This is a genomic window from Cupriavidus sp. KB_39, assembly GCF_052114485.1.
Taxonomy (GTDB): domain Bacteria; phylum Pseudomonadota; class Gammaproteobacteria; order Burkholderiales; family Burkholderiaceae; genus Cupriavidus.
This window is the reverse complement of sequence record NZ_JBFREV010000040.1, coordinates 46,358-68,369: the sequence shown is the minus strand read 5'-3', so window position 1 is coordinate 68,369 and position 22,012 is coordinate 46,358. Positions and strand designations below refer to the sequence as shown.

13 protein-coding genes and 3 pseudogenes are annotated in these 22,012 nt (G+C 58.7%); 9 read left to right on the top strand and 7 right to left on the bottom strand.

What is annotated here, in order from left to right; genetic code table 11:
- Nucleotides 1-15: 15 nt before the first annotated feature.
- Nucleotides 16-3,195, top strand: a complete 3,180-nt coding sequence (locus AB4Z27_RS24020) for an autotransporter outer membrane beta-barrel domain-containing protein (RefSeq protein ID WP_441645424.1) — start codon at nucleotides 16-18, stop codon at nucleotides 3,193-3,195.
- A 253-nt stretch (nucleotides 3,196-3,448) separates the two neighbouring features.
- Here AB4Z27_RS24020 and AB4Z27_RS24015 read toward each other — a convergent pair whose 3' ends face one another.
- Both AB4Z27_RS24015 and AB4Z27_RS24010 read right to left on the bottom strand, forming a co-directional pair.
- The gene (locus AB4Z27_RS24015) at nucleotides 3,449-4,858 is read right to left on the bottom strand and encodes a DUF1254 domain-containing protein (RefSeq protein ID WP_441645423.1); all 1,410 of its coding nucleotides are present in this window, start codon (nucleotides 4,856-4,858) and stop codon (nucleotides 3,449-3,451) included.
- A gap of 59 nt (nucleotides 4,859-4,917) precedes the next feature.
- The gene (locus AB4Z27_RS24010) at nucleotides 4,918-5,355 is read right to left on the bottom strand and encodes a hypothetical protein (protein WP_441645422.1); all 438 of its coding nucleotides are present in this window, start codon (nucleotides 5,353-5,355) and stop codon (nucleotides 4,918-4,920) included.
- A gap of 556 nt (nucleotides 5,356-5,911) precedes the next feature.
- Between AB4Z27_RS24010 and AB4Z27_RS24005 the strand changes: the two are divergent.
- Nucleotides 5,912-6,534, top strand: a pseudogene (locus tag AB4Z27_RS24005) (tyrosine-type recombinase/integrase).
- 167 nt (nucleotides 6,535-6,701) lie between these two features.
- Here the strand turns inward: AB4Z27_RS24005 and AB4Z27_RS24000 are convergent.
- Both AB4Z27_RS24000 and AB4Z27_RS23995 read right to left on the bottom strand, forming a co-directional pair.
- Entirely contained in the window at nucleotides 6,702-8,234 is a 1,533-nt protein-coding gene (locus tag AB4Z27_RS24000) for a DUF4158 domain-containing protein (RefSeq protein WP_441645421.1), read from the bottom strand.
- A 132-nt stretch (nucleotides 8,235-8,366) separates the two neighbouring features.
- A complete protein-coding gene (locus tag AB4Z27_RS23995) occupies nucleotides 8,367-9,008 on the bottom strand; it encodes a glycoside hydrolase family 19 protein (protein ID WP_441645420.1) in 642 nt (213 codons plus the stop codon).
- A 1,149-nt stretch (nucleotides 9,009-10,157) separates the two neighbouring features.
- Here AB4Z27_RS23995 and AB4Z27_RS23990 point away from each other — a divergent pair.
- The 5 genes and pseudogenes from AB4Z27_RS23990 (at nucleotide 10,158) to AB4Z27_RS23970 (ending at nucleotide 16,294) form a co-directional block, all read left to right on the top strand.
- Entirely contained in the window at nucleotides 10,158-11,270 is a 1,113-nt protein-coding gene (locus AB4Z27_RS23990) for a hypothetical protein (protein ID WP_441645419.1), read from the top strand.
- A 244-nt stretch (nucleotides 11,271-11,514) separates the two neighbouring features.
- Complete coding sequence (locus tag AB4Z27_RS23985) at nucleotides 11,515-13,590, top strand: hypothetical protein (RefSeq protein ID WP_441645418.1); 2,076 nt, start codon at nucleotides 11,515-11,517, stop codon at nucleotides 13,588-13,590.
- A 225-nt stretch (nucleotides 13,591-13,815) separates the two neighbouring features.
- Nucleotides 13,816-14,178 (top strand): hypothetical protein, encoded by a 363-nt coding sequence (locus AB4Z27_RS23980; RefSeq protein WP_441645417.1) that lies wholly within the window; start codon nucleotides 13,816-13,818, stop codon nucleotides 14,176-14,178.
- A 19-nt stretch (nucleotides 14,179-14,197) separates the two neighbouring features.
- Entirely contained in the window at nucleotides 14,198-14,506 is a 309-nt protein-coding gene (locus tag AB4Z27_RS23975; RefSeq protein WP_441645416.1) for a hypothetical protein, read from the top strand.
- Between the two features lie 344 nt (nucleotides 14,507-14,850).
- A pseudogene (locus AB4Z27_RS23970) lies at nucleotides 14,851-16,294 on the top strand (IS1182 family transposase).
- 294 nt (nucleotides 16,295-16,588) lie between these two features.
- Here AB4Z27_RS23970 and AB4Z27_RS23965 read toward each other — a convergent pair.
- Nucleotides 16,589-17,506: a LysR substrate-binding domain-containing protein gene (locus tag AB4Z27_RS23965; RefSeq protein WP_441645415.1), complete on the bottom strand. Its 918-nt coding sequence runs from the start codon at nucleotides 17,504-17,506 to the stop codon at nucleotides 16,589-16,591.
- A gap of 121 nt (nucleotides 17,507-17,627) precedes the next feature.
- Here AB4Z27_RS23965 and AB4Z27_RS23960 point away from each other — a divergent pair, with 121 nt between their 5' ends.
- Entirely contained in the window at nucleotides 17,628-18,653 is a 1,026-nt protein-coding gene (locus AB4Z27_RS23960; RefSeq protein WP_441645414.1) for a zinc-dependent alcohol dehydrogenase family protein, read from the top strand.
- Between the two features lie 552 nt (nucleotides 18,654-19,205).
- Here the strand turns inward: AB4Z27_RS23960 and AB4Z27_RS23955 are convergent.
- On the bottom strand, nucleotides 19,206-20,063 hold the full coding sequence (locus AB4Z27_RS23955; protein WP_441645413.1) for a helix-turn-helix domain-containing protein: 858 nt from the start codon (nucleotides 20,061-20,063) through the stop codon (nucleotides 19,206-19,208).
- Between the two features lie 44 nt (nucleotides 20,064-20,107).
- Here AB4Z27_RS23955 and pdxR point away from each other — a divergent pair.
- Nucleotides 20,108-21,514: pseudogene (pdxR, locus tag AB4Z27_RS23950) on the top strand (MocR-like pyridoxine biosynthesis transcription factor PdxR); the annotation flags it as partial.
- On the opposite strand, the gene AB4Z27_RS23945 reads toward pdxR, so the two are convergent.
- Nucleotides 21,476-22,006, bottom strand: a complete 531-nt coding sequence (locus AB4Z27_RS23945) for a YkgB family protein (protein ID WP_441645412.1) — start codon at nucleotides 22,004-22,006, stop codon at nucleotides 21,476-21,478. The pseudogene pdxR and the gene AB4Z27_RS23945 sit on opposite strands and share 39 nt — an antisense overlap.
- Nucleotides 22,007-22,012: the final 6 nt, after the last annotated feature.

Sequence of the window (22,012 nt, the reverse complement as noted above, 5' to 3'; positions counted from 1 at the left end):
ATCGAGGGAGAAGCCATGAACAAGATCTTCCATACCGTCTGGAATGCGGCCCTTGACACATGGGTCGCCGTCAGCGAAATCGCCACGTCGCATAGGAAGGCCACGTCGTTGCTCACGGGTGCCATGCTGATTGCCGCAGCACCGGTGGCGCATGCCGCACTGCCGTCGTGGCAGGAGCTTGGGACCTATTACTACGACAACGGCACCTATCAGACCTACCTGGGCGGGCAGGGAGACAAGACATGGGTTCCCAACGCGACGGGCACCTACGGCAACTTCGCTGCGCAGATTCGCGGTGACAACGTGTTCCGCGAGAACGGCGGCGAACTGAACTTCGCCGGGGGCTACTACCGCAATACCGGCCGGATCATCGTGCTCGACGGCGTGACCGGCAAGATCACCGGCGGCGGTGGCGACGTCACCCCCAACATCCTGTCAGACCCCGCAAAATCCGCAGCCAATATCCTGTTGTACAACCCGAACATAAAGAATCCACCCTACCAGCTCATCATCGGCGACAACGCCACGCTCGAAGTCGCCCTGCGCGGTACCTCCAGCACGCCGTGGGGCAAGAACTACATCATGTTCACCAACAACGGCAACTACAGCAATAACGGATCGAACTACCTGCTCGGCACGAACGCCCATGTGATGGTCACCTCGGGCGGGTTCCGCCTCGACCCGTACACCCACGATCGCTTCAATCTCTCGAACATCATCTTCAACGGCGGGTACTTCTCCACCCGTGACGGCGATGACACCGTCTATGCGGACGAGAACGGCCAGGCTGTGGGCTATGTCGAGCTGGGCAAGGGCGCGGACCAGTTTATCGTGCTGCCCGGTGTCAGTATCGTCGGCCATGCAAAGGGCAACATGGTCAAGATGTACGAGACGCAGACGGGCGACAAATGGAGCGCGCACCTGACGGGCAGCCAGAATGACAGCTCCGCCCATGACAACCCCGACGACCTCGTGGAACTCCGAGAAGGTTCGACAGCCTCGGGCATCAACTTTTCCTTCGGCCAGTACAACGACACGATGATCCTCGCAGACGGCGCTAGGCTACTGGGAGGCACCGTCGACATGTTTAGCGGCAACGACACCTTCGTGGCGCATGCGGACCCCTCCAGCGGCCCGGGCATCGACCTGACCGAGGGCGCCTCCATCGATATGGGCGCCGGCAACGACATTCTTACGCTACACGGCACCACATTGCATGCGGTCGGAACCGCCACGGCGGCAGCCGTACGCATGGGCGCCGGCGACGACACCATCGACCTTAACAAGCAAACGGTGCTGGGCACGACAGGGCGGACGACCATCGACCTTGGGGCCGGCAATGACACCCTCAATATCGCGGACGCGACGCTGCGCGACACCACAGTCAACATGGCTTCCGGCAACGACACCGTGAACGTGCGGGCTAGTGCCGCCGCAGGACAGAGCGTGTTCGATGGACAAATCGCCTTCCTCCGTGGCAACACTGCAGCCGACAACCAGTTCCACGTCACAGACGCGGCAACGCTGACGCTGACGCACGGCAGTTCGCTGGACTTCGCCGGACGGATTCACGTCGATGAAGGAGGCATCCTGCGCGGCGAGGGCAGCACCAGCGTGGTCGCCGAAAGCGGCACCGACATCCGCGGGACCGTGCAGATGGACAACGTCGGTGTCGGCGGCACCGGCACCTTGACGCTGGCAGGTGGCGCCACCAACGGCGGGATCGTGATCTTGGCGGGCCCATCCACCAGCATACCTGGCAACACCCTGATCGTTCGGGACGGCTACGCTGGCGACGATGGTCGCATCGTGATCCGTACGGTAATGGGCGACGACGACTCTCGCACCGACAGGCTTGTGCTGGAGGGCGGCGACGGCACGGGTCAGACCGGACTTGTCGTGAAGTCGGCGGGCGGCGGCGGCGCATTGACCAACCAGGGCATCCGCGTCGTGGAAACGCGCGACGGCGCCACCACGGCCGATGGCGCATTTCATCTGGACCCGGCTTCGGACGGATACCGGCAGGGCATTGGCTCGTTGGCAGTTGGCGCCTACGACTATCTACTGGCGCGTGGCGGCAATGGGGGCATCGCCGAGGACTGGTACCTGATCTCTCGGACAGACGCCGGCAACACCACGCCTGTGGATACACACCCGGCGGTGCCGGAGGACCCGTTGAATCCTGGTGCGCCGCAGGACACCACCCTACCCACGGTATCGGACACTCTCCCAGCCGCCCCCGCTTACCGCCCCGAAGTCGGCGCCTATCTCGGCAACAGGCAGGCCGCCGCGACAATGCCCGTCCATACCCTGCATGAACGCCAGGGCCAAGCACCGGGGCTGCGCGACCCCGACTCGGACCATCCCGGCGACTCGTCGGCATGGGCGCGCGCGATGGGAGCCACCAGCCACCACGACGGGGCGAATGGCTTGCACGGCGCCAATACCGGCTACATCGTCCACGCTGGTAGCGACGTGCTGCGATTCGCCGATGGGAAAGACGGCAGCATCCGCCTCGGTGTCATGGGCCTATACGGCAGTACATCCAGCCGCACCGACAATGGCATCATTGGCGCGCGTGGCACCGTTGACGGTTATCAGGGCGGCATCTATGGCACATGGTACGGCCGTCCCGACATCCTTTCCGGTCCCTATGTCGATACCTGGCTGCTCCTGGGCACGCAAACCAACACGGTGATGGGTGACGGCCTGCCATCCGAGTCATATCGCTCCCACACCTTCACCGGCTCGCTCGAGGGCGGATACTCGTTCCTGATTCGCGATAGCGGCCGCACGCAAGTCTATGTCGAACCCCAAGCGCAGGTCGTGCTGCAACGCTACCGCGCCGGCGACCATGCCGAAGCCGGCGGCACCGTGGTGACTTCCGCGAGCGATGACTGGCTGACCACCCGGCTCGGTGTGCGCTTGCACGGCAACGTGATGAACGATGAGGGCCTGCCACGCTACCGCCCGTTCGCCGAATTCAACTGGTGGCACGGTCCCGGGTCCCAGACGCTGCAATTCAATAGCGATGTGGTGCGCGATGCCTTGCCGGCAAACCGCTACGAAGTGAAAGCGGGCGTCCAAGGGAATATCACACGGCGGACGTCGGTATGGGGCAGCGCCGGCGTCGAAACGGGTTCCGGCGGCTATCTAGGGGGCAAAGCGGCGATCGGTGTCAAATACAACTGGTAGCGCGACGCGCACCGCCGGCCGACATGAGCCTTCGTACCGGTGTAAGCCGTGCGGATCTCCCCATCGTCCGCTAAGGGATCGATAGCGGTCCATCACAACTGGCAGATTCCACATGGCGCCGCCGTATTTAACCTCTACACCCGACTCTGCGTCGGACAGTCGCCACCGCTGCTCCATCGCCACCTTACAAACACAGGCCATGGTGGACGTCTCAACAGGAGCCATTGACCCTTGTGCCGAGTGGACGGGCCCCTTAATTGACCACTTCGAGATCCGGTAACTTCCACGTCTTGTCGAAGAACGGTTTTTCAGGCCCATACAGCCGGAAAAGCACCTCGAAACGTCCGGCCCGGCTCGTGGGAATCCAGTTGATTTCCTTGCCCGCGGGTGGAGTCGGCCCGAAATAGATGTCGACAGAACCATCAGCGTTTGAACGCAGGCCAGGGGTCGTAGAGGAGCGGCTCGCCCAGCGCATGTTGCGAATCAGCGCGTGGGTGCGTCCATCGTAGACCGTGGCTGACCAATAGAGTTTGACCGGCGCGTTTGCCGGTACGGTCAGCCGATAGGATTTCCGGCCATCGAGCCTGTTTCCATTCTTGTCCTTGATAGTCATCAGATAGAACTGGCCTGTTCCGATCTGCTTCGCGCTGAAGTAGGCCATCGAGTACGTAATAGCGCGCCCATCTATAGGATAACTATCCGGCTTCGCAAAAAAGTTCGGCATCCCTTCGGCAACTTCGGAAGACGCCGGCAAAGCCCAATGCGTGCCTTCGTTGAATGGCGGAATGAAGACCTTCTCGTATTGGACATCAATGTACGCGCGTGCTTCTCGCGCTGCCGACGCAAGGATGGCATTCGCCTTCGCGTCAGGGGTGAAACGCTTGCCTTGCCGAATGCCAATCGATGTCAGGATGTCGATCATCACTTTATCGCGCGTCAGCCAAGGTTCGGCCTGCACGAAGCGGTCAAGTGCGTCGAAATATGTCGCATCGTAGGGGATGGTTGAATCGAAGACCTGATCATAGGCATCGACGAACTTGGTCTGCTCGTGGGCAGAAGACAATGGGTAGAACTTGATGCGCTTTCCATACGTAACTGCCTTCTCGATGTCGGCATCGCTGCCCGATTGCAAATTCGAGCGAAGAATGGCAAAGCCACGATACGTATCGGACCGAACGGGCCGGTAGCCGTCGGGAACGGCGTCTTTGTAATCGGGTGGCATGATGAGGTATTTGCCACCGTTGCCCTTGTCCGCGCCGGCCGGACCCACGTCCTCGAGCGCGTTTTGCCACGCATCGTCGATACTTCCGGTGATTGAGCCATCCTCGGCCGGCGGAATTTCAAGAACCATGGGCCCTTGCCGTACATCGTAAAACGGCATGAGATAGATCGTATCCGGATTGGGTGTGAGTGTTTGGTTCTTCCAATTTAGCGGTCGGGACCAGTACGCGACCTGGTTAGACGCTCCGCCAAGCCTTTGGAATGCGTCCAGCATCAACTGGAAGTTGACCGCTGGCATGCCCCAGAGAACCGCCTCAACGGCACGCCTCTCCATCATGCGTTCTGCAAGCTCTCGATTCGGCCCCTTTGCGGCTGGCGGAGCGGCCCACGACGAATGCAAGGACTGTATCAGGATGAGGGTGCCGAGCACCATCTTTGTCATTCTCGTCATCACGTTCTGCGCTCCATATTAGACGGGTGGTCAGCTGGCGAGCTCATGCCCTACCTCCCGAATGTCATGTTCAGGCCTGCAAACACGGTCCACTGGGGAACGCCATTGCCGTCGTGTGCCACCGTGTACTGGGGTTCGATAAAGGCGTTGAAGATAGTTTTCCCCTCTTTCCATGCCTTGCCTGCACCCATGCCGATTGGGATGTAATAACTCCCACGTTGGAGGTCGAAGCTCCACACGCCTGTGGACCGAATGTACCAACCACCTGGAAGGTTAAAGATGCCAAATGGCTGGACAGTCAAGCCTTGCACCGCAGGTCGGCTGCTTTGCCCAGCGAAAGAATGTTGCCACTGGATCAATGCGCCAATCAACCGGGCAGGTGTCGGATCGACGATCACCGCGGCGACGCCCGCCTGCCATTTCCCGGTCCCCAAGCTCGCATCCGTGGCAGTGGGCATGGTCAGCAACGGTCCCACGCCAACTTGCACGCCAGTTTGCTTGAGCAGAAATATATCGAACAGATTGATGTCGCCAAGCCCCGTATCGTATGTGCCATCCGATCGAGGCGGGTGCTCAACGGTGCGGTTACACGCAGGATTTGCGGCACCCCGACTAAGCCGCGGGGAAGAATGGGCAGCGTACCCCGGAGCAGAAAGTCATTTGTATGGGCGTCGCTCCCAAACAAGCGTGGCGTGTAGTAATTTTGCAAATTGAGCGACGGAGCGGGGTTGAGCGGATTATTGCTCGCGTTCGCCTCTTCGGTAGAAACCTGTGCGTTGCACTGCCCGCCCCACGTGACAAGTGCTAAAAAAGCCGCACATTTGGCCCCCGCCAACGTACGACGAATCGTCATCGCGAACCCCAATTGTTCGGCGTCAGCTCGCCCGCCACCAAAGTTAGTTGAAATTGGAGTACTAAGTTTGACGCGTCGGGACCAGCCGTAGAAGTTAAATTTTTCGATGACGATATAAAAAAATATGAGAGCTGTGGCGTTTCCACGTGTACTTGACCCCAAGCGCAGCCTTCGTCTGAAAGGAGATCGTCATGGAATTAGTGAATTCGTCTGTTCGCTATCGTGTGCCGTGGAATAATGGCTTACCGGACAAAAGCCGCCATTGAAACTCAGCGAGGTCTGGGCTATTCGCACGAGACTGCAGATGTCTGCAAACATCCGCGATCTAGCTATGTTTAATCTCGAGATTGATAGCAAGCTGCGAGCGTGCGACTTGACTTGTCTTCGCGTGCAAGACATCTGCCATGGTAACCAAGTGGCCATGCGAGCGACGGTACTGCAACAGAAGACTCAGCGACCCGTTCAGTTCGAGATCACCGCCCCGAATCGTGAGAGCGTGGAAGCTTGGATCAAGGATCGAGGATTGAAGCCAACGAACTTCCTAATCCCCAGCAGACTGCTTTCATCGCCGCACCTGTCCACCAGGCAGTATTCTCGATTAGCCCATGGCTGGGTTGCCTCCATCGGCCTTGACGATACAGCTTACGGCACACACAACATGCGACGCACCAAAGTCGCATTGATCTACCGCCGCACCAAGAATTTGCGCGCCACACAGTTGCTTCTGGGTCACACTAAACTGGAAAGCACCGTTCGATACCTCGGCATCGAGGTTGACGATGCCCTCGAAATGGCCGAGCAAACTGAAGTGTGACAACCTGAAGGCCGGCGACCGGTCGCTTGCCGGCCCAAGAACGGTCGTTCGAACCGATCGGCGAACGGCCCAGCGCACGCCCTACTATCCCCGTCGTCTAGCTCCATTCCCGACGCGTATCCGTGCCGCACGGTTCAAGGCTGTGGGCCTCTTAGACTGCACTCCGATCATCCGCATAGCGAGCGCCCCCCCTGATGGCGATCAGCGCGAGCCGACACGGTGGCGCCCCATACTTCTAATAGTGACTCGCGTGCCAGCCGTCGAAGCTCGTCACGCCGGCAGCTAAACTTCGAACTATTTTCTGCCCATAGGGCACCGTGGATCAGCGCCGAACGTATGTCGAACAGTGTTGCCCACTCGAATGCAAGGAGGGCACGCCGGCGGTCCACATCGGCCACTGGGCCTCTCCATCCACTCGTTCGAACGTAACCTACCTCGCGAGGAAGCTCTGTCCCTCGACGACGATATACGTCGCGCAAAATATGGATGGCTTCGATGACGGAATTCTCAGTCACTGAAGCAAAATCGAGCTGCACGATTCGGGATAGGACTGCGCGTACCGAGGAGGCCCTTTCCATAAGCAAAGCTCGAACGCGGTCCCCGCGACTTGCCGTCAGGCGCTTCAGCTCTGATTTCGCCATGGCATGCAGCAACGGATATGTCTCTGCTGCGGGTCGACTCAGGTCAGAGGACAAGCCGAGAACGAAAGACGCAAAAGTTCGCGAGGAGGCGTAACCGCTTCGCTCAATGTCCGCAGCGGACTCCGCAGCGGCCTTCGCGCGCGCGGCCCATTCGCACATTTGCTCGAGCATGAGATCGACCACGCAGCAAAGAGCGTATCGAAGAAAGCAGATGACCTCCAGCATTAGAACAGAGGAGGTAGTCCTCGCACATTGTGAAAACGACCGCGACGCGTATCGCAGGGCGAACTGCGCAACGGTATCCGAATGGACGATGTCGGGCCAGTCTTTCGCAACACCCGCCAGGTAAAGGTACTCGGCAATAGCATGGAGTTCAGATATTGATGCACGGATGTTATCTCTTTGTGCCACTATTTTTCGCAATCTGTTGAACGATGCCACCTTATCGTGCGCTTCCGTTCTCAATCTCTTGTGCCACTGCATGTAAAATTCTGAAGTGTACCTAGCGCTCAATGCTCGATGCAAAACGCGCAGTTTCGCCTCATATGCTTTTGAAATCAGGGATCGGATCCTCCGTGTGCTGACAATCAGTATCCTGTTCTCATACAGCCATATGCGGAACTGAACAACCAATCGATTCGTTTCGCACGGCTCCAACGTCGCACGATCGAGCCAGTCTGCGGCGACCATCGCGAGACGACTATCACTAAAGGATCTCCACCCCGTTAAAGTGCGAACCTCCGCCTGATGATCTAACATCGTTCGCGGGCGTTGCGAGTAGAAATCCTGGAGCACCGTAGCCGTGCCAGGTACCCACCCTAGAGCGGTGCTGAAGTGTGCTAGCAGAAATTCTGGGATGGCGGCCGCTTTCTCAGGGTGTGTCCCCGTTAAGCGCAGAAAGCCAATATGGAATGCAATGGGAATGCGGAACGCGGCCCGGTGGTTGTTGATGAAATCAATCTCCTCCTCCGAAAACGTGAAGAAACCGATCAACTCGTCTTCCTCTATTGCCGCAGCGAATGACCGACTGCCCAGAATTGAAATCTGCCAGTCTTGCATATTCAATCCAAAGCTCTAGAAGGGTTATGTACGCCTCATCGACCGGATCATCATTGGCCAGTTTCCATCACCGAATAGCATTCGCAACGCTTCGCCGGCTATGGCGTTCCCATTTCCTAAAACGAATCTCGCTTAGGCCATAGCGTGTGTCGCCATTGCAAATGCGCGCGCGCGATCCACCTCCCCTTCCATTCCGGGATTGATCTTCGCGGTGATCGAAAAGAAATCGCCATGGTCCGCCAGCTCATTGCAACCATGTTGGCTCCAGTACCAGCCCGCAACCAGCGCCGCTACTGTAGGATCTTCCCGCACAAAATCTGGGTTCGACACCAGATCCATTCCCAGCGCATCTCCGGCTGCCTTAAAGTTGTCGCGGAACGTCAACTGAATAAGCCCTGATCCGCGGTATTTCCATCCGTCCTGCGTCGACGCTGGTCCATTGCCCTGGCGATTGCCGTAGACCGTGCTCGCCAATAGTATTTGCCTTGCCAATGGGACCGCACTCTCCCCCGGCCTACGACCCATGCTCTCGCATTGCTGCGGCGTCAGGTGCCGGAAAACCTCTCCCAGCCGCGATATCGAATAGTTGAAACTCTCCTCCACGGGGGGGACTGGGAAGCAGCGGCTCTCGTATGAGGTTTGCGCAAGAAAAGCGGCCTGTCGGGCAAGCGTGTCAATCGAGAAACGAGTCATAGCGCCGTTCATTGGCGCCAACCATATCGATGCGCTAGGTTCCTTGACGCCCGTCGCGCGAACAAATGTGACAAGATCCATGGGTTCCTCCTGGCCTTCCTCATTTCCATGCAGTGGAAGAGATCGCGCGTCTTGCCAGTTGGAACCTGGTGCAAGCGGGCTGCTGGCGCAGATCCCCGATTACCATCTGGTGAAGCGCCACCTGCTTCTAAGCAACGACTATTGCAAAGAGCAAAGAGATTTCCGCGCGCGACGTGTCAACCGCAGCGCGGCTGAAATAATTCGCAATTTATTAGTTCGGCGTCGGCGAAGCCTATTAATAGCTACCGACATGATTTGCAGAACTAGATCCGTTTGCTGTCGCTAAGGCTAGTCAACCGCTGGCCGTCTTCCAAAAGCACGCAGCCATCATGTCCTCTCACGAATCAGCGCACTTGCGTACGATGACGCTTCGACGCCAGGATTTCGACGACCAATGTGGCACGTTCAGGCTGTCAGGCGGGAAAATCGGCCCCAACCGTGCTCTTCAAGCAACAGCAACGCGCTTCTCGCACGAATTGCGTCGTCTGATCTTCTTTGCCGCAATGAGGTGACGTTTATGTGCAAACGCGCAGAAATGGACACTACGGTCAGCCGAGATCAATCCCGCTACAACAACGAGGTCTATATCTTCGTTGTCAGATAATCGCCCCATGAGGCGGTCGGACGCCTCTAGCGACCGATCGCGAGCGAAAGCACGAAAGCACGAAAGCAGAGATAACGCTCACCAGCGCCTACCCTCGGACCGGCGTGGGTGCTGACTTGTCCAACAGCACGAGACAGCACGAGACAGCACCTGCCCATTCGGACCTGGGCCAGCATGGCGGTTAATCGTAGTCGGGCAAAGGTGGCGCTGCATCTCCAGACCGCCACAGCCGCGGTCTTCCTCGGATTGGTGAACGAGTGCACCGTTTGACCAAAGGGCGTCGGCTGCTAAGACCTTCCGCGGGACGGCAGCGTCGTGCGTACGCATGCTGACATAAGGCTCCGTCAGCGCCCACGCGGCCGAACGGCGGCCGGACACTCGCCGTCGTTCTTTGCATCTATTCATGAATATGCCCGAATTCACCTGGGCGGGTCGCCTTGCGCGTAGTGGCATGGCAGCTAGGCTTTAGCCCACATGTTGGGGGCGGCTACGCACGATGTGCTTAGTTGCGGCAACGATCCCGGCCAGTTGGAGACTATGCAGCTATGCGTACGATGCTCAGAATTCGGTCGCGACAAACGGCAATACTGATTGCCTCAATCAGCCTGATTGCCGTCTGCTCGTTCGGTCTTTTGTCCGCAGCAGAAGAACTCACGCAAACATCCACGTCGAACAACACGCATTCCGACGCCACATACGTAACCCACGTTATGGTCGTAGTCGGAGGATTGGTGCCAATGATCGTCGTCGGTTGGTTCCTGTACCTGTTCAGTGGGATCACGATCTCCCCCAGGAAGATCCGCGGTGTGATCGTCTTTTGCTACCTGACCACGGGGCTGATGATAATCGGCTGTCTGCTGCCGTTTGTCGTCTTTCCCCTTGCCCCGGAGCTGCAGCGCCTTATGATCGCCAGCCCCGTTGGCGTCACGCCAGGCTGCAAGAATGCCGCCGATCAGGGAACCGTGCTGAAGGAGCTAGCCTGCAGCGCGCACACAGACCAATGGATTGTCAATATTGGCGGCGTTGTCGAGCGTGTTGATCCCTTGACAGTCAGCAGTGGACACGCACAGACGGTGCTCGGTCTATTGGAAAGCGCTGCGACTGCGACCCCTGCCGCACTGGGCACAAAGTGGGCCTCGGTTCAGGTTCGTGGGGGTGTGGTGGTACCGCTGTACTTCGTGATAATCGCATTGATGGGCGCAGCAATCAGCATGACGCGGAGCGTCCCGCGCTGCCAGAAACGCCTGATACCGGGCCAAGCCGACTCCATCACCCCTGAAGAAGGACGCGAGTACCTGGTACTGCAAGTCATGCAGGTGTTCTCCGCCCCTCTTATCGCTATCGTCGCCTACCACATCTTTGAACCGGATTCGGCCAGGACTTCCGTGATTCTCGCTTTCGCGTGCGGCTTCGCATCGGAAACGATCCTCCTGTTTATCTCAGCAGCCATCAAAAAGCTCAATCCGGAGGGGCCGCTGCCACCTGCTCGCTCTGTCCCCATGGCGGACTCCCCTGGCGCGCCTGCGTCCAACGCAGCCAGCGCCTCGTCATCCAGTGCATCCTCGAACCGGATTTCGGCGCCCGACGACTTTACGACACAACCTATTGCACCCACAGCGCCCGGCGGTGAGCACACAGGAAGGAGCGAGCGGGAGTGACGCGGCAGCTTCAATGCACCACGCGGTACGCCAATGTAGGCACGAAAACACGTTCACGACGCCGCCCGGGCTCAGCGCGACTCAGCCTTGGGTGCTTCAGCTTCGTCCACAAGATTTCTATTCGCATAGGGAGGGCATCGAGATTAGTAGAACACGTCACTGGCGAGGGTTCGCCGTGCTGTCGTAGTTAAGCAAACGTGAGGCGCCACCGTAGCGGTGCGGCTCACGTCTCTAGGAGAGTTCCATGCAAGGTCCCCTGCTATTCCTCTTTGGTCCCCCGTTGACGCCAACAGATCTGGCGGTTTGTGTCGTCGAACATGTGGTGGACGGCTTCGTCAACACGCTCGCTTCGGATCTTTGTTCCAACTACGCCGCGGCGCAGCTCGAGAAGGAAATGAACGACGCTCCGTCGCCGGTCATTTTCAACAACAACACCTACTGCTTCTACAATTCCGGCACCACGCTTTGCTGCCAATACATCGACAGCAGTGGGACATGGGTGGCCGCGACTGGCCTGCCCAGCATTACGGACTGCCAATCTGCCCCATCCGCCGTTGTATTCAACGATCTGTTGTACGTGTTCTTCCCGCAGTCCTCATCAAACATCATCAATTTCATCACGTCTTCAGATGGCACCACGTGGAGCGGTGTTAACGGGATGAACGGTGCAGCGACATCCGCGGGCAACCACCCTTCGGCAGTGGTATTCGGCGATCCTGCAACCCTCAATGTGTTCATCACCGGCGGCGACGGTTATTCCCTCTATTGTATTTCCTCACCCAACGGTACGGACTGGAGCACCACCCTGATCCCGAATACTGGCAGTGCCGTAGGCTCCGGGACGAATGTCACGAATATTACGAATTCTCCGTCTGCGATTGTCCTCCCATCCACCAATTGCCTCTATGTTTTTCACCAGGGGCCGACGTCCGGGAGCACATTCAATAGCAGCGACCTTTGCTACAACATGATGGATGCCGCGGGAAACTGGCAAGGCGACAGACAAGTTTCCCTCACAGCGCCAACCGATTACCTGGTCGAGATCAGCGCGACTCCCAGTGCCTTTGTCTACAATGGTCAGATCATTGTGATATTCGACGACGGCGCTCAACTCTATAACGTCACCAGCACCGATGGCAGTCAGTACACGCCGCCAGCCGTCATGGGGCAGTTAGCCGCGAAGAACGGCGTCTCAGTCACTACGTTTAACGGACAGCTCGTGATGACGGGATTGGTTCCAAGTGCCGGTAATAATGGCGGTGTCGTGGGCTATGCCGCTACCACGCCTGGAGGCAACTGGGGGTTTATGGGTCCGGTGCTGCTTCCGTTTGCGCCAATGCTGCCCTTGTATATGGGTAACAGCGTCCCTGCACTGATCGAATTCAACAGCACGCTCTACTGCTTCACCTATGAGGTTAATGAAACGGGCGCGCTGTGCTACAACACCACTACCGATGGAATTACCTGGTCCACAGGCGCGGCACTTTCGGACGGCGATTCGATCCTGGGATGGAGCCCCAGTCCTATGGGCCCCGTCGCGTTCAACAATGACCTGTATGTGTTCTATCAAGGAGGGGGCTGGACATACTACTCGTGCTTGAGCGACGGCTCTTGGAGCGGGAATATCAATGTGCCCAATTCTGGCGCCTCCTTCTATCCCTCGCCTGTGGTTTATGAGGATAGCATCTATTACTTCCACACAGCGAAGGACAATGGGAACGCCATCTGGTTCAACAGGAGCACCGGCGGGTCGGGCGCTGGATTAACATGGCAAGGCGATCAGGAGATTCCCGGGTTCAATGACAACAGCGTTTCGTTCTCCTCCTACAACGGCACGCTTCCTCCCGTGGCCGTGATCTTCAATGGCAGCCTTTATCTCTTCTACGTTGCCAATGCCTGGACCATCGCCTACCGGCAGTACCTCGGCAGCAATGGCAGCAACGGCAGCGGCGATTGGAGCGCGCCGGGTATCGTAAGTAACCCTTACAATACATTCGGTGCGGGTGCAGGACCCATCCAGTACTACACCACAGAGAACAGCTTCAACGTGGTCACGTATACCGATTCGAATAACACGCCGACGCTTGCTGTTTATTTCCTCGGCTATGGTGGCAACAGCATTTGGTATGCCACCACGACCAATCTGGTTTGCACCACAGAAATCGGCTATTGGAGTAGCCTGACACAGGCAGGTGTCCAGCGGTCGACGGTAAGCAGCGCGATCCCCGGATATGTTTCCGATTCCGCCGATGCCGCGAATTGGGTTGTTGCGCCGTTCTTCGGGAAACCCGGAGAATGGTGGGAAGTGTTTGCGTCCTAAGATGAGGGCGGCCGTATTGCTTTAACCGCCCGCCGGTCCGTTTTGGCGGGCGGGTATTTCTACGTGATCCAGAGTTGTTCTCTGCCTTATCTATATTGCAGCGGGAGTAGTACTTTGCGGCGTGCTCGACATCCCTCCTTTGCATGGCTGACAGCGCTACCACTGCTGCTGTGCGCGTGCGTGCCGCTCGCTTACGATCAGGTTTCGGACCAGCTCATATCCAAAATGCAGCGCGACCTGTATGCGCATTCCGTGAGCTTATTGGGCGCGAATCGCTCTCCAAATGACCAAACCAGAAGAGCCGGAGATTACGAAATAAACGAGGCGTTTTATGACCAAATGGATGCTGACATTTATTCGTTACGACTTCGGATGTTGACCCTGGCGGACGGATCCGCGACGATGCTAACGTCCAATTTCGACAACATTGAAGCCAATTTGATCCAACAACGTAAGGCTCACCAAAATCAGGGCCGGCTGCTCGACCCGCAAATCATGGTTTGGCGAAACGCCTATGCCGCTGAAACCTCTTCGCTTCTTGCATATGAACTGAGACTGAAGCAGGGATCAGAGACCCGCAGAAAATGATATACCAGGGGAGCTCAGCATGGCCTTCAACACGCAAGCAATCGTCGATGAGGCACTGAAGTCAATGAAGTCCGTCTTGGAGGACGACTTTTCAGTATTGTCGCGAGTCGCTCCTATGCAGGCGGCGTTGCTACTACAGAACGCAATGATCATCGGGGATCCCGAAAACGGTCTCACAGACGAAGACCGTGCCATTCTTTCCCAGGTCTCTGCTCGTGCGGCCAGGGACGTCTTTACCGCGTATGACGCTATAAGCGTGGCTGCGGCCGAGCAAGCTATCGCTGCCGCCTGGGAAGTCGTGACCAAGGCGGTGGAAGCCGCCATTTGAATGCGTCAAGGCGGCCCTTGAGCTGCCAGCCATGGCCCAAAAGCGAACCTGTCCATCGAGCCCTGTTGCGCCGCCCTTGAGGAGTTAGCAATGAATATCCTTGGTCGTGCGTGGGTGGCCGGCCAATAGCTCCCGCGTTGCCATACAGCCCCGGTTAAAGGTGGGAAGCCGTTGTCGACGACTGTCCGTTCTCGAGAAGACCGACAAACCGCTTCGGGTCGGCTACGGAAGTCCGGCCCTGCAGTGACGCCTGGTGGCCGGCGGACTTCCGGATTCGGCCGATTCTGTGTGAAAACGCAAGTGCTTCGCCTAAACTGAATCAACTTGTCAGCGCGGGGCAGCTCATGAAGCGATTTATCGTAGGCGAAGATCGACAGCAAGTTACGCTGCTACCGGAGTGCCTCGATGATTTCATCGGCGAAGACAATCCTGTACGCGTCATTGACGCCTTCGTTGATGAGCTGGATCTGCACAAGCTCGGATTTAAAGGCGCGGCGCCTGCTTCCACTGGTCGACCTGCATATCATCCGTCGATCTTGCTGAAGATTTATATCTATGGCTACCTAAACCGAATCCAGTCGAGCCGCCGACTGGAGCGCGAGACTCAGCGCAACGTCGAATTGATGTGGCTGACTGGGCGGCTTGCACCGGATTTCAGAACTATTGCGGACTTCCGTCACGACAACGGTCTAGGGATTCGGAACGTTTGCCGGCGTTTCGTCTCGCTTTGCCGGGATTTGAAGTTGTTCTCACAGGCAATCGTGGCCATCGATAGCAGCAAGTTCAAAGCAGCAACAGTCGGGACCGCAATTTCACGCCGAGCAAGATAGACAAGCGCCAGCAGCAGATCGAGCAAAGCATCCAGCGGTATCTCGACGCCCTGGAGACCGCCGATCGAACCCAGCCGACTGAAGTTGAGGCAAAGACGGCGAGGCTGCAAGAGAAAATCAAGAAGTTGCGCCACCCGGTGCGGGAGTTGGATCGGATTAAGGAAGAATTGAGGTGCGAGCCCGATGAGCAGCTATCACTCACAGATCCTGATGCGCGCTCGATGATCTCACAAGCCAAGGGGACGGGGGTTGTAGGGTACAACGTTCAGCGGCCGTTGATGCCAAGCACCACCTGATCGTCGCGCACGAGGTAACTAACGTCGGCAGTGACCGGTCCCAATTGAGCAAGATGGCAAAGGCTGCGCCTGAAGCCATGGGCCGAAAAAAACTTCAGACATTTGCCGATCGTGGGTACTTCAATGGACCCGAGATCAGGGCATGCGAAGACATGAGCGTCACGCCTTTCGTACCAAAGCCGATGACGTCGAGCGCCCAGGCTGACGGACGGTTTGGCAAAGCAGACTTTATCTATGTGGCAAAGGACGATGAATATCAGTGCCCGGCGGGCGAGAGAGCGATCCATAGGTTCACTACGGTCGAGCACAACTTAAAGCTGCATGTGTACTGGACCAGCGCCTGTCCCAAGTGTCCAATACGAAAGCAATGCACCAGCACAGATTATCGGCGCATTCGTCGATGGCAGCATGAAGCGGTGCTTGAGCGGATGCAGAAAAGGCTCGATCGCATGCCCGATGCAATGACGTTGCGGAGACGTACCGTTGAGCACGTTTTTGGCACCCTTAAACACTGGATGGGGTCGACGCACTTTCTAACGAAGACGTTAGAGCATGTGAGTACGGAGATGAGCCTACACGCGCTCGCCTACAATCTCAAGCGGGTAATAGCGGTGCTAGGAATTGCCAGAATGATGAAAGCGGTAAAGCTGGCGGGGGCATAAGCCCTTCTTGACGATTTTTTACGTCCGCACGGAGAGCGTCGACACCAACGAGGCATTATTGCGGTTCGGCCAAATCAACACTGTATGGACCGAATAAAGGCAACTTCAGGCACCACAGCATGTGGACGCGCCCGCGCTGACCCTCTCGAAGTTTCCACACGACCTCGGCCAACAAGCGACATTGATGGCGCGCTGGCATCAGACATCCGATGGGCGGTGCGAACCCGCGAACGGACATTCGCCTCCGACACGTCCGCCTTGCTCGCCGATGCCGCAGCGACAGTGCTCTGGCTATTAAGGTTGGAACACCGATTTTTCGAACACAGCGAGTTGCACCAATTCATCAACAGCGACTTTGACTTTCGGCTGAAGGTGTCGTGTCTTCTGCCAGATCGCATGAATCGGTGTTGTCGTCGACAGGCTCGGCAGCACTTCTCGCAGTGCGCCCGTGCTCAGAGCATCTCGCGCCAGCCACCCGGGAAGCTGGGCAAGGCCGCAGCCCGATACGCACGCGTTCAGTAAGGCGTCTCCGTCCGTCAACTCGTGACGCGCTCGCACATCGAAGTAAGCGGCTCCGCCGCCGCTCGCCGCATCTGCCAATAGCCAGCCGGACCGTACGTTGCTACGCCATCCGATCAAGCAATCGTGTATGAGCAGATCGTCGCGCTGCATCGGTTCGCCGGCTCGTGCCAGGTAATTGGGCGCGCCGCAAATAACGAGCCTCTGCTCGCCAAGCTTGCGCGCAACGAGATCCGGAAATGCATCGAGGGTGCCGATACGCACCGCGAGATCGACACCCTCGCTTACGAGATCCACTGTCCGATCCTGCAACGTGACGGCAAGATCCAGCCGCGGAAATCGCCCAGTCAGATTCAACAGTGCAGGCACGATGTGCCGGCGGCCAAAAGTCGTCGGAAGATCGACGCGCAGGCGACCAATAGGTTGTTCGTGGCCCGTCGACAGAAAGGCTTCTGTTTGGTCCAGATCTTCGAGAATGCGTCGGCACGTGAGCAGGAAAGTCTCGCCTGCGGTCGTCAGGTCAATGCGGCGCGTCGTCCGGTGCAGCAGCTGCACCCCGAGCCGCCCCTCTAACCGCGAGATGTTCTTGCCGATGGCAGAACCGGTGAGGCCTAGCACCTCGCCGGCGGCGGTAAAGCTGCCGTGATCGACAGCGGCAACAAACTCACGAATGCCAGCAAAACGATCGTCCATAATCAATTCTGGAATCACTGGATGGAATCTATGGAATTTTATCCCCTAAATCAACCGCATAGACGAAATTACACTCTTTAGCACGATGGCGTCCGCCGTTGCAGCGAACATGAGGTGTGAAATGAAAGCATGGCTTCTCCACGATTTCGGTCTCCCTAACCTACGCGCTGGCGAGGTGGAAACACCCACGCCACGGCCGGGCGAGCTTCTAGTGAAGGTCGGGGCGGTATCGCTAAACTTCCGTGACAAGGCTATCGTTGATGGTATTTATGAGCCTTCGAGCGTACCCAAGCCGCTGATTCCCGTGTCGGACGCAGCCGGCACGGTGGTCGCTATCGGCGACGGTGTAACCCGCTACAAGGTCGGTGACCGCGTGAACTCGACGCTGTACTCGCACTGGATCGATGGTGCGCCCGGCCCCAACGAACCAGCATATTGCCTCGGGATGCCGTTGCCGGGAGGACTCGCCGAATTCATGATCCTCCACGAAGACAGCGCGGTGCCAGCGCCCGCGTCGATGACCGACGCGGAAGCATCGACCCTGCCGATCGCTGCATTGACCGCGTGGTATGCGCTTACCGACGTCGGCCACCTGGAGTCAGGACAAACGGTACTCGTGCAAGGAACGGGAGGTGTTTCGATCTTCGCGGCGCAGATCGCCATTGCCCATGGCGCACGCGTGATCGTCACGTCGAGCAAGGACGAGAACCTCGCGAAAGTGAAGGCGCTGCTCAATAGCGACAAGGTTGAAGGGATCAACTACAGGACGCATCCGAACTGGTCGGCGAAGGTACTCGAACTAACCGATGGCCTGGGAGCAGACGTGACGATCGACGTCGCGGGTGGGAACGGGATCAACGAGTCTGTTGCGGCCACCAAGGTGCAAGGCGTGATAGCCCAAGTTGGTTTCCTGACGGGGCAGACGAGCGCTCTCGATCTGATGCCGCTGATCTTCCGGCAAACGACGATTCGTGGGATCGCGGTCGCGCCGCGCACTTCCTTTGAGCGCATGAACGTGTTCCTCAATGCGCACAAGATCAAGCCCGTCATCGATCGCGTTTATCGCTTCGACGAGACCGTGCAGGCATTTGAACATCTTGCTCGCGGCCCCTTCGGCAAAGTCGTGATCAGCATCGGCGACGACTGATAAGGGCAGGGTCCGGGCGGCTGGGCTGTCAATGAATCCTCCGGGTTCGAGCCCCTCGGATTCAGCGCGGCCGCTGTCGCTGAGTCCTCGGAAGGACCACGTCCGGATTTAGCGACCACTGCTGCCCAAGATCCGCGCTGCCGCCGCGCGCGGCGCTTTACCAAACGCTCAAAGCTGCCGTCGCCCAGCGACGCGTTGAATCCACGGTCGTTCTGCGACGGTCTCAGCTTCCGCCCGGTCGCCCGTTAGACGCTGGTGCTACCACTCCGTATGCCGCATTCGGGCGCTACCCGACAGCGCCACTTCTGACAAATACCGCAGCACACTTTCCACTCTTTGCCACTATCGATTGACTGGCGGGGCTGGCTGGCGTTTTCTTCCTTGATCACGTTGTTCACGAGTGTGCTGCTAAATGACGATGGGGCCTACAGCCCGCCAACGTCTTCGCATACCATCGGCAACCACGCCATCATGCACAACACAACTTCCTGCCATGACGCCGCCGCCGCCCCTTTCTCCATATCGAACCTACGCGTGGCCTTGCCATGTTACTCACGAGCGTTCGCGACGAATGCGCGCTGGCGTATTGCCGGCGATGCGCCGGAAGCACGTAGTCATGTGCGAGCGGTCCGCGAAGCCGCAGACATTCGCAATAGTGGCCAGCGGCCTACTAGTTTCTAACAGTAGCCGCGTGGCATGGGCTACCCGTCGCCGCATGATGAAGCGCAACGGCGCTTCGCCTGTGGAGGCGCGGAAGGCCCGCATAAAATGCGGGAGGCTGACTTCCGCCATCGCCGCCAGTTCCGTGATGGCGATACTGTCGCCAAGATGGTCTTCGATGTAGTCGAGGATGCGGCGCAACCTGAACGGCGCGAGTCCGCCCTTGCAGCTCAGCAGCGGCGCGGTGGTCCCCAGTCCTGCAATTTCCACGGCAAGCATGCCGACGAGGCTTTCGCAGTAGAGCTGTTGCGCGTTGCGTGGCGTGACGCACGCCAGTGCCAGACGGTCGGCCATGGCCCAGATCGGCTTGTTCTCGAACATCAGGCGCGACGGGAAATTGGCCGCCGCGCTGGCGACGCCGCAAGCCTCGCCCAGCAGCGCATCGTCGAAATGGATCGCCACACAGCGAAAGCCGCGAATAAACCGGGTATAGCCGTACGCCTCGCCGCCCTGCTCGATGAGGCTGAGGTGGTCGCTTCCGCGATAGCAGTCGGCAAGCGACTGCGATGGCTTGTAGCGCGCCTCGATACGACCGCCGGTCTCACGCAAGGCTGCGCGCAGGCTCACGCGCCGCGATCCGATCGGGCGGGCAACGTCCTGCAGCTCGCCGTATTCGAAGACTTCCACCTCGGTGTTCGCCCAAGTACTGGTGATTCGGCTCTGATGCACGTCCGTGACGATACGTACCACTTTCCGTCTCCTGCCAACTTTCAACTACCTTGTGTACTGACAATATGGATTCGAGGCTGCAAATTCGTCTCGACCGGAATGCCAAGCTTCCGCTGTCGGAGCAGATTCGCCTGAGCATTGCCAGGGCGATAGACTCGGGCGTGCTCACCCCTGGCACCCGGCTGCCCTCATGGCAAGACCTGGCCGCGCGCCTCGGTGTAGCGCGCGGCACGGTACAAGCGGCGTACGAACGTTTGTCCGACGCGCAGATCATCGAAACCTTCGGTGCACGGGGCACCCGCGTCGCGCCTAGGCCACGCGTACCGGTGGCCCAGCCAAAAGCGCCGCGGCCCGGGTCATTCATGAGTACCTATCTCCAGATGAACACGGGACCGGCTGTCTTTCAGGTCGGCATACCGGCGCTGGAAGGGCTGCCTGACCGGCTTTTCGCACGCGCGCGTTCTTCGAATCTACTGAAAACGGGCACGTTCTCGTCATTGATATATCCCGATCCCCGTGGCGAGCTCGCACTGCGTCGGGAGATTGCAAGCTATCTCGCCATTTCCAGAAACCTGCACTGCCTGCCTGATCAGGTCTTCATCACTTCTGGCTACATCTCTGGCCTGGGTCTCGCACTGCGGGTGCTGGGGCTGGACGGCAAAAAGGCCTGGATGGAAGAACCCGGCTTCATGGTCACCCGCAAGGCCCTCGAGCTTGCACGCCTGACCGCCGTTCCGGTACCCGTGGACGCCGAGGGCATCAACGTCGAATATGGCATCGAGCGTGCGCCGGATGCCGCGTTGGCCGTCGTGACGCCCGGGCAGCAAGCGCCGTTGGGCTCGACGCTGTCGTTGACGCGACGGCTGCAGCTACTTGAATGGGCGGCTGCCAGCGACGCCTGGATTATCGAAGACGACTACCTCAGCGAACTGCAGCTCGATGGCCGGGCTGCTCCCGCCTTGGCATCGCTGAGCGGAGCCGGCCGGGTCATTCATATCGGCACATTTAGCAAGACCATCAGCCCGGCTCTGCGGCTTGGATTCGTCGTGGCGCCGGCGGAACTGATCACCCCGTTCTCAGAGGTCACCGCAACGCTTGCGCCTGCGCCCACACCGATCATCCAACTCGCCACGGCTCAGTTCATGCGCGATGGCCACTACATCCGTCGCATCCGCCGTCTCAAGCGGCTTTACTCCACGCAACGTGAAGCGCTGTGCGAGCAGTTGCGTCTCCGCGATGCCGCGTGGACAGCCGCGGGCCTGGCGATACTGCTCAGGCTGCCGGACGGCGCCCCCGATACCCGGATCGCCCGGGAGGCGATGGATTTCGGCATGGCGCCATCGCCGCTATCGAAGTGGTTCGCCACGCCATCCCCTGCGGCGTCGGGCCTCCTGCTAGGGGTTGCAACCGCGCCCGAAGCGGAGGTCGGCGCATCATGCCGTCGTCTGTTCGAGATCATCGACCGGTCTTGCCAGTCGCCCTTGGCCCGCGACCGACGCCAGAAGCAGGGAAACCGAGGCACCGAGCAAGACAAGATCCTTGAGCAGGAACTGACCCGGCATCGCTGAGATGGCTGGAAATCCCCCCGCCGTCACTTCCGCCACACCGGGAGTGCTCAAGAAGAAGGTAAGCGTGATCAGGTAGGTTGCCGCCGACATGGCAGCGCCCAATGCCGAGAAAATGGGCCGGAACGCGCCAAGAATCAGCGCCACCGCGGTGGACAGTTCGAGTATCCCAATTGCGTAACTCGCCCCTTGCACGCCTAGCAGCATGTGCATCCAGCTCATGATCGGGCTGTTGGCGATAAACGGCGCGATGCCATTGGCTTCGTAGGCAGTGAACTTCATGCCGCCGAACCAGAGGAACACGATGACGAGCGTCCATCTAAGGGGGGCCAGAAGAGACAGCGATTCAACGCCCTTTTCGGCGATCTGCAGCCGAAGCTGGTGTGCAAGAGTTCTCATTTGATT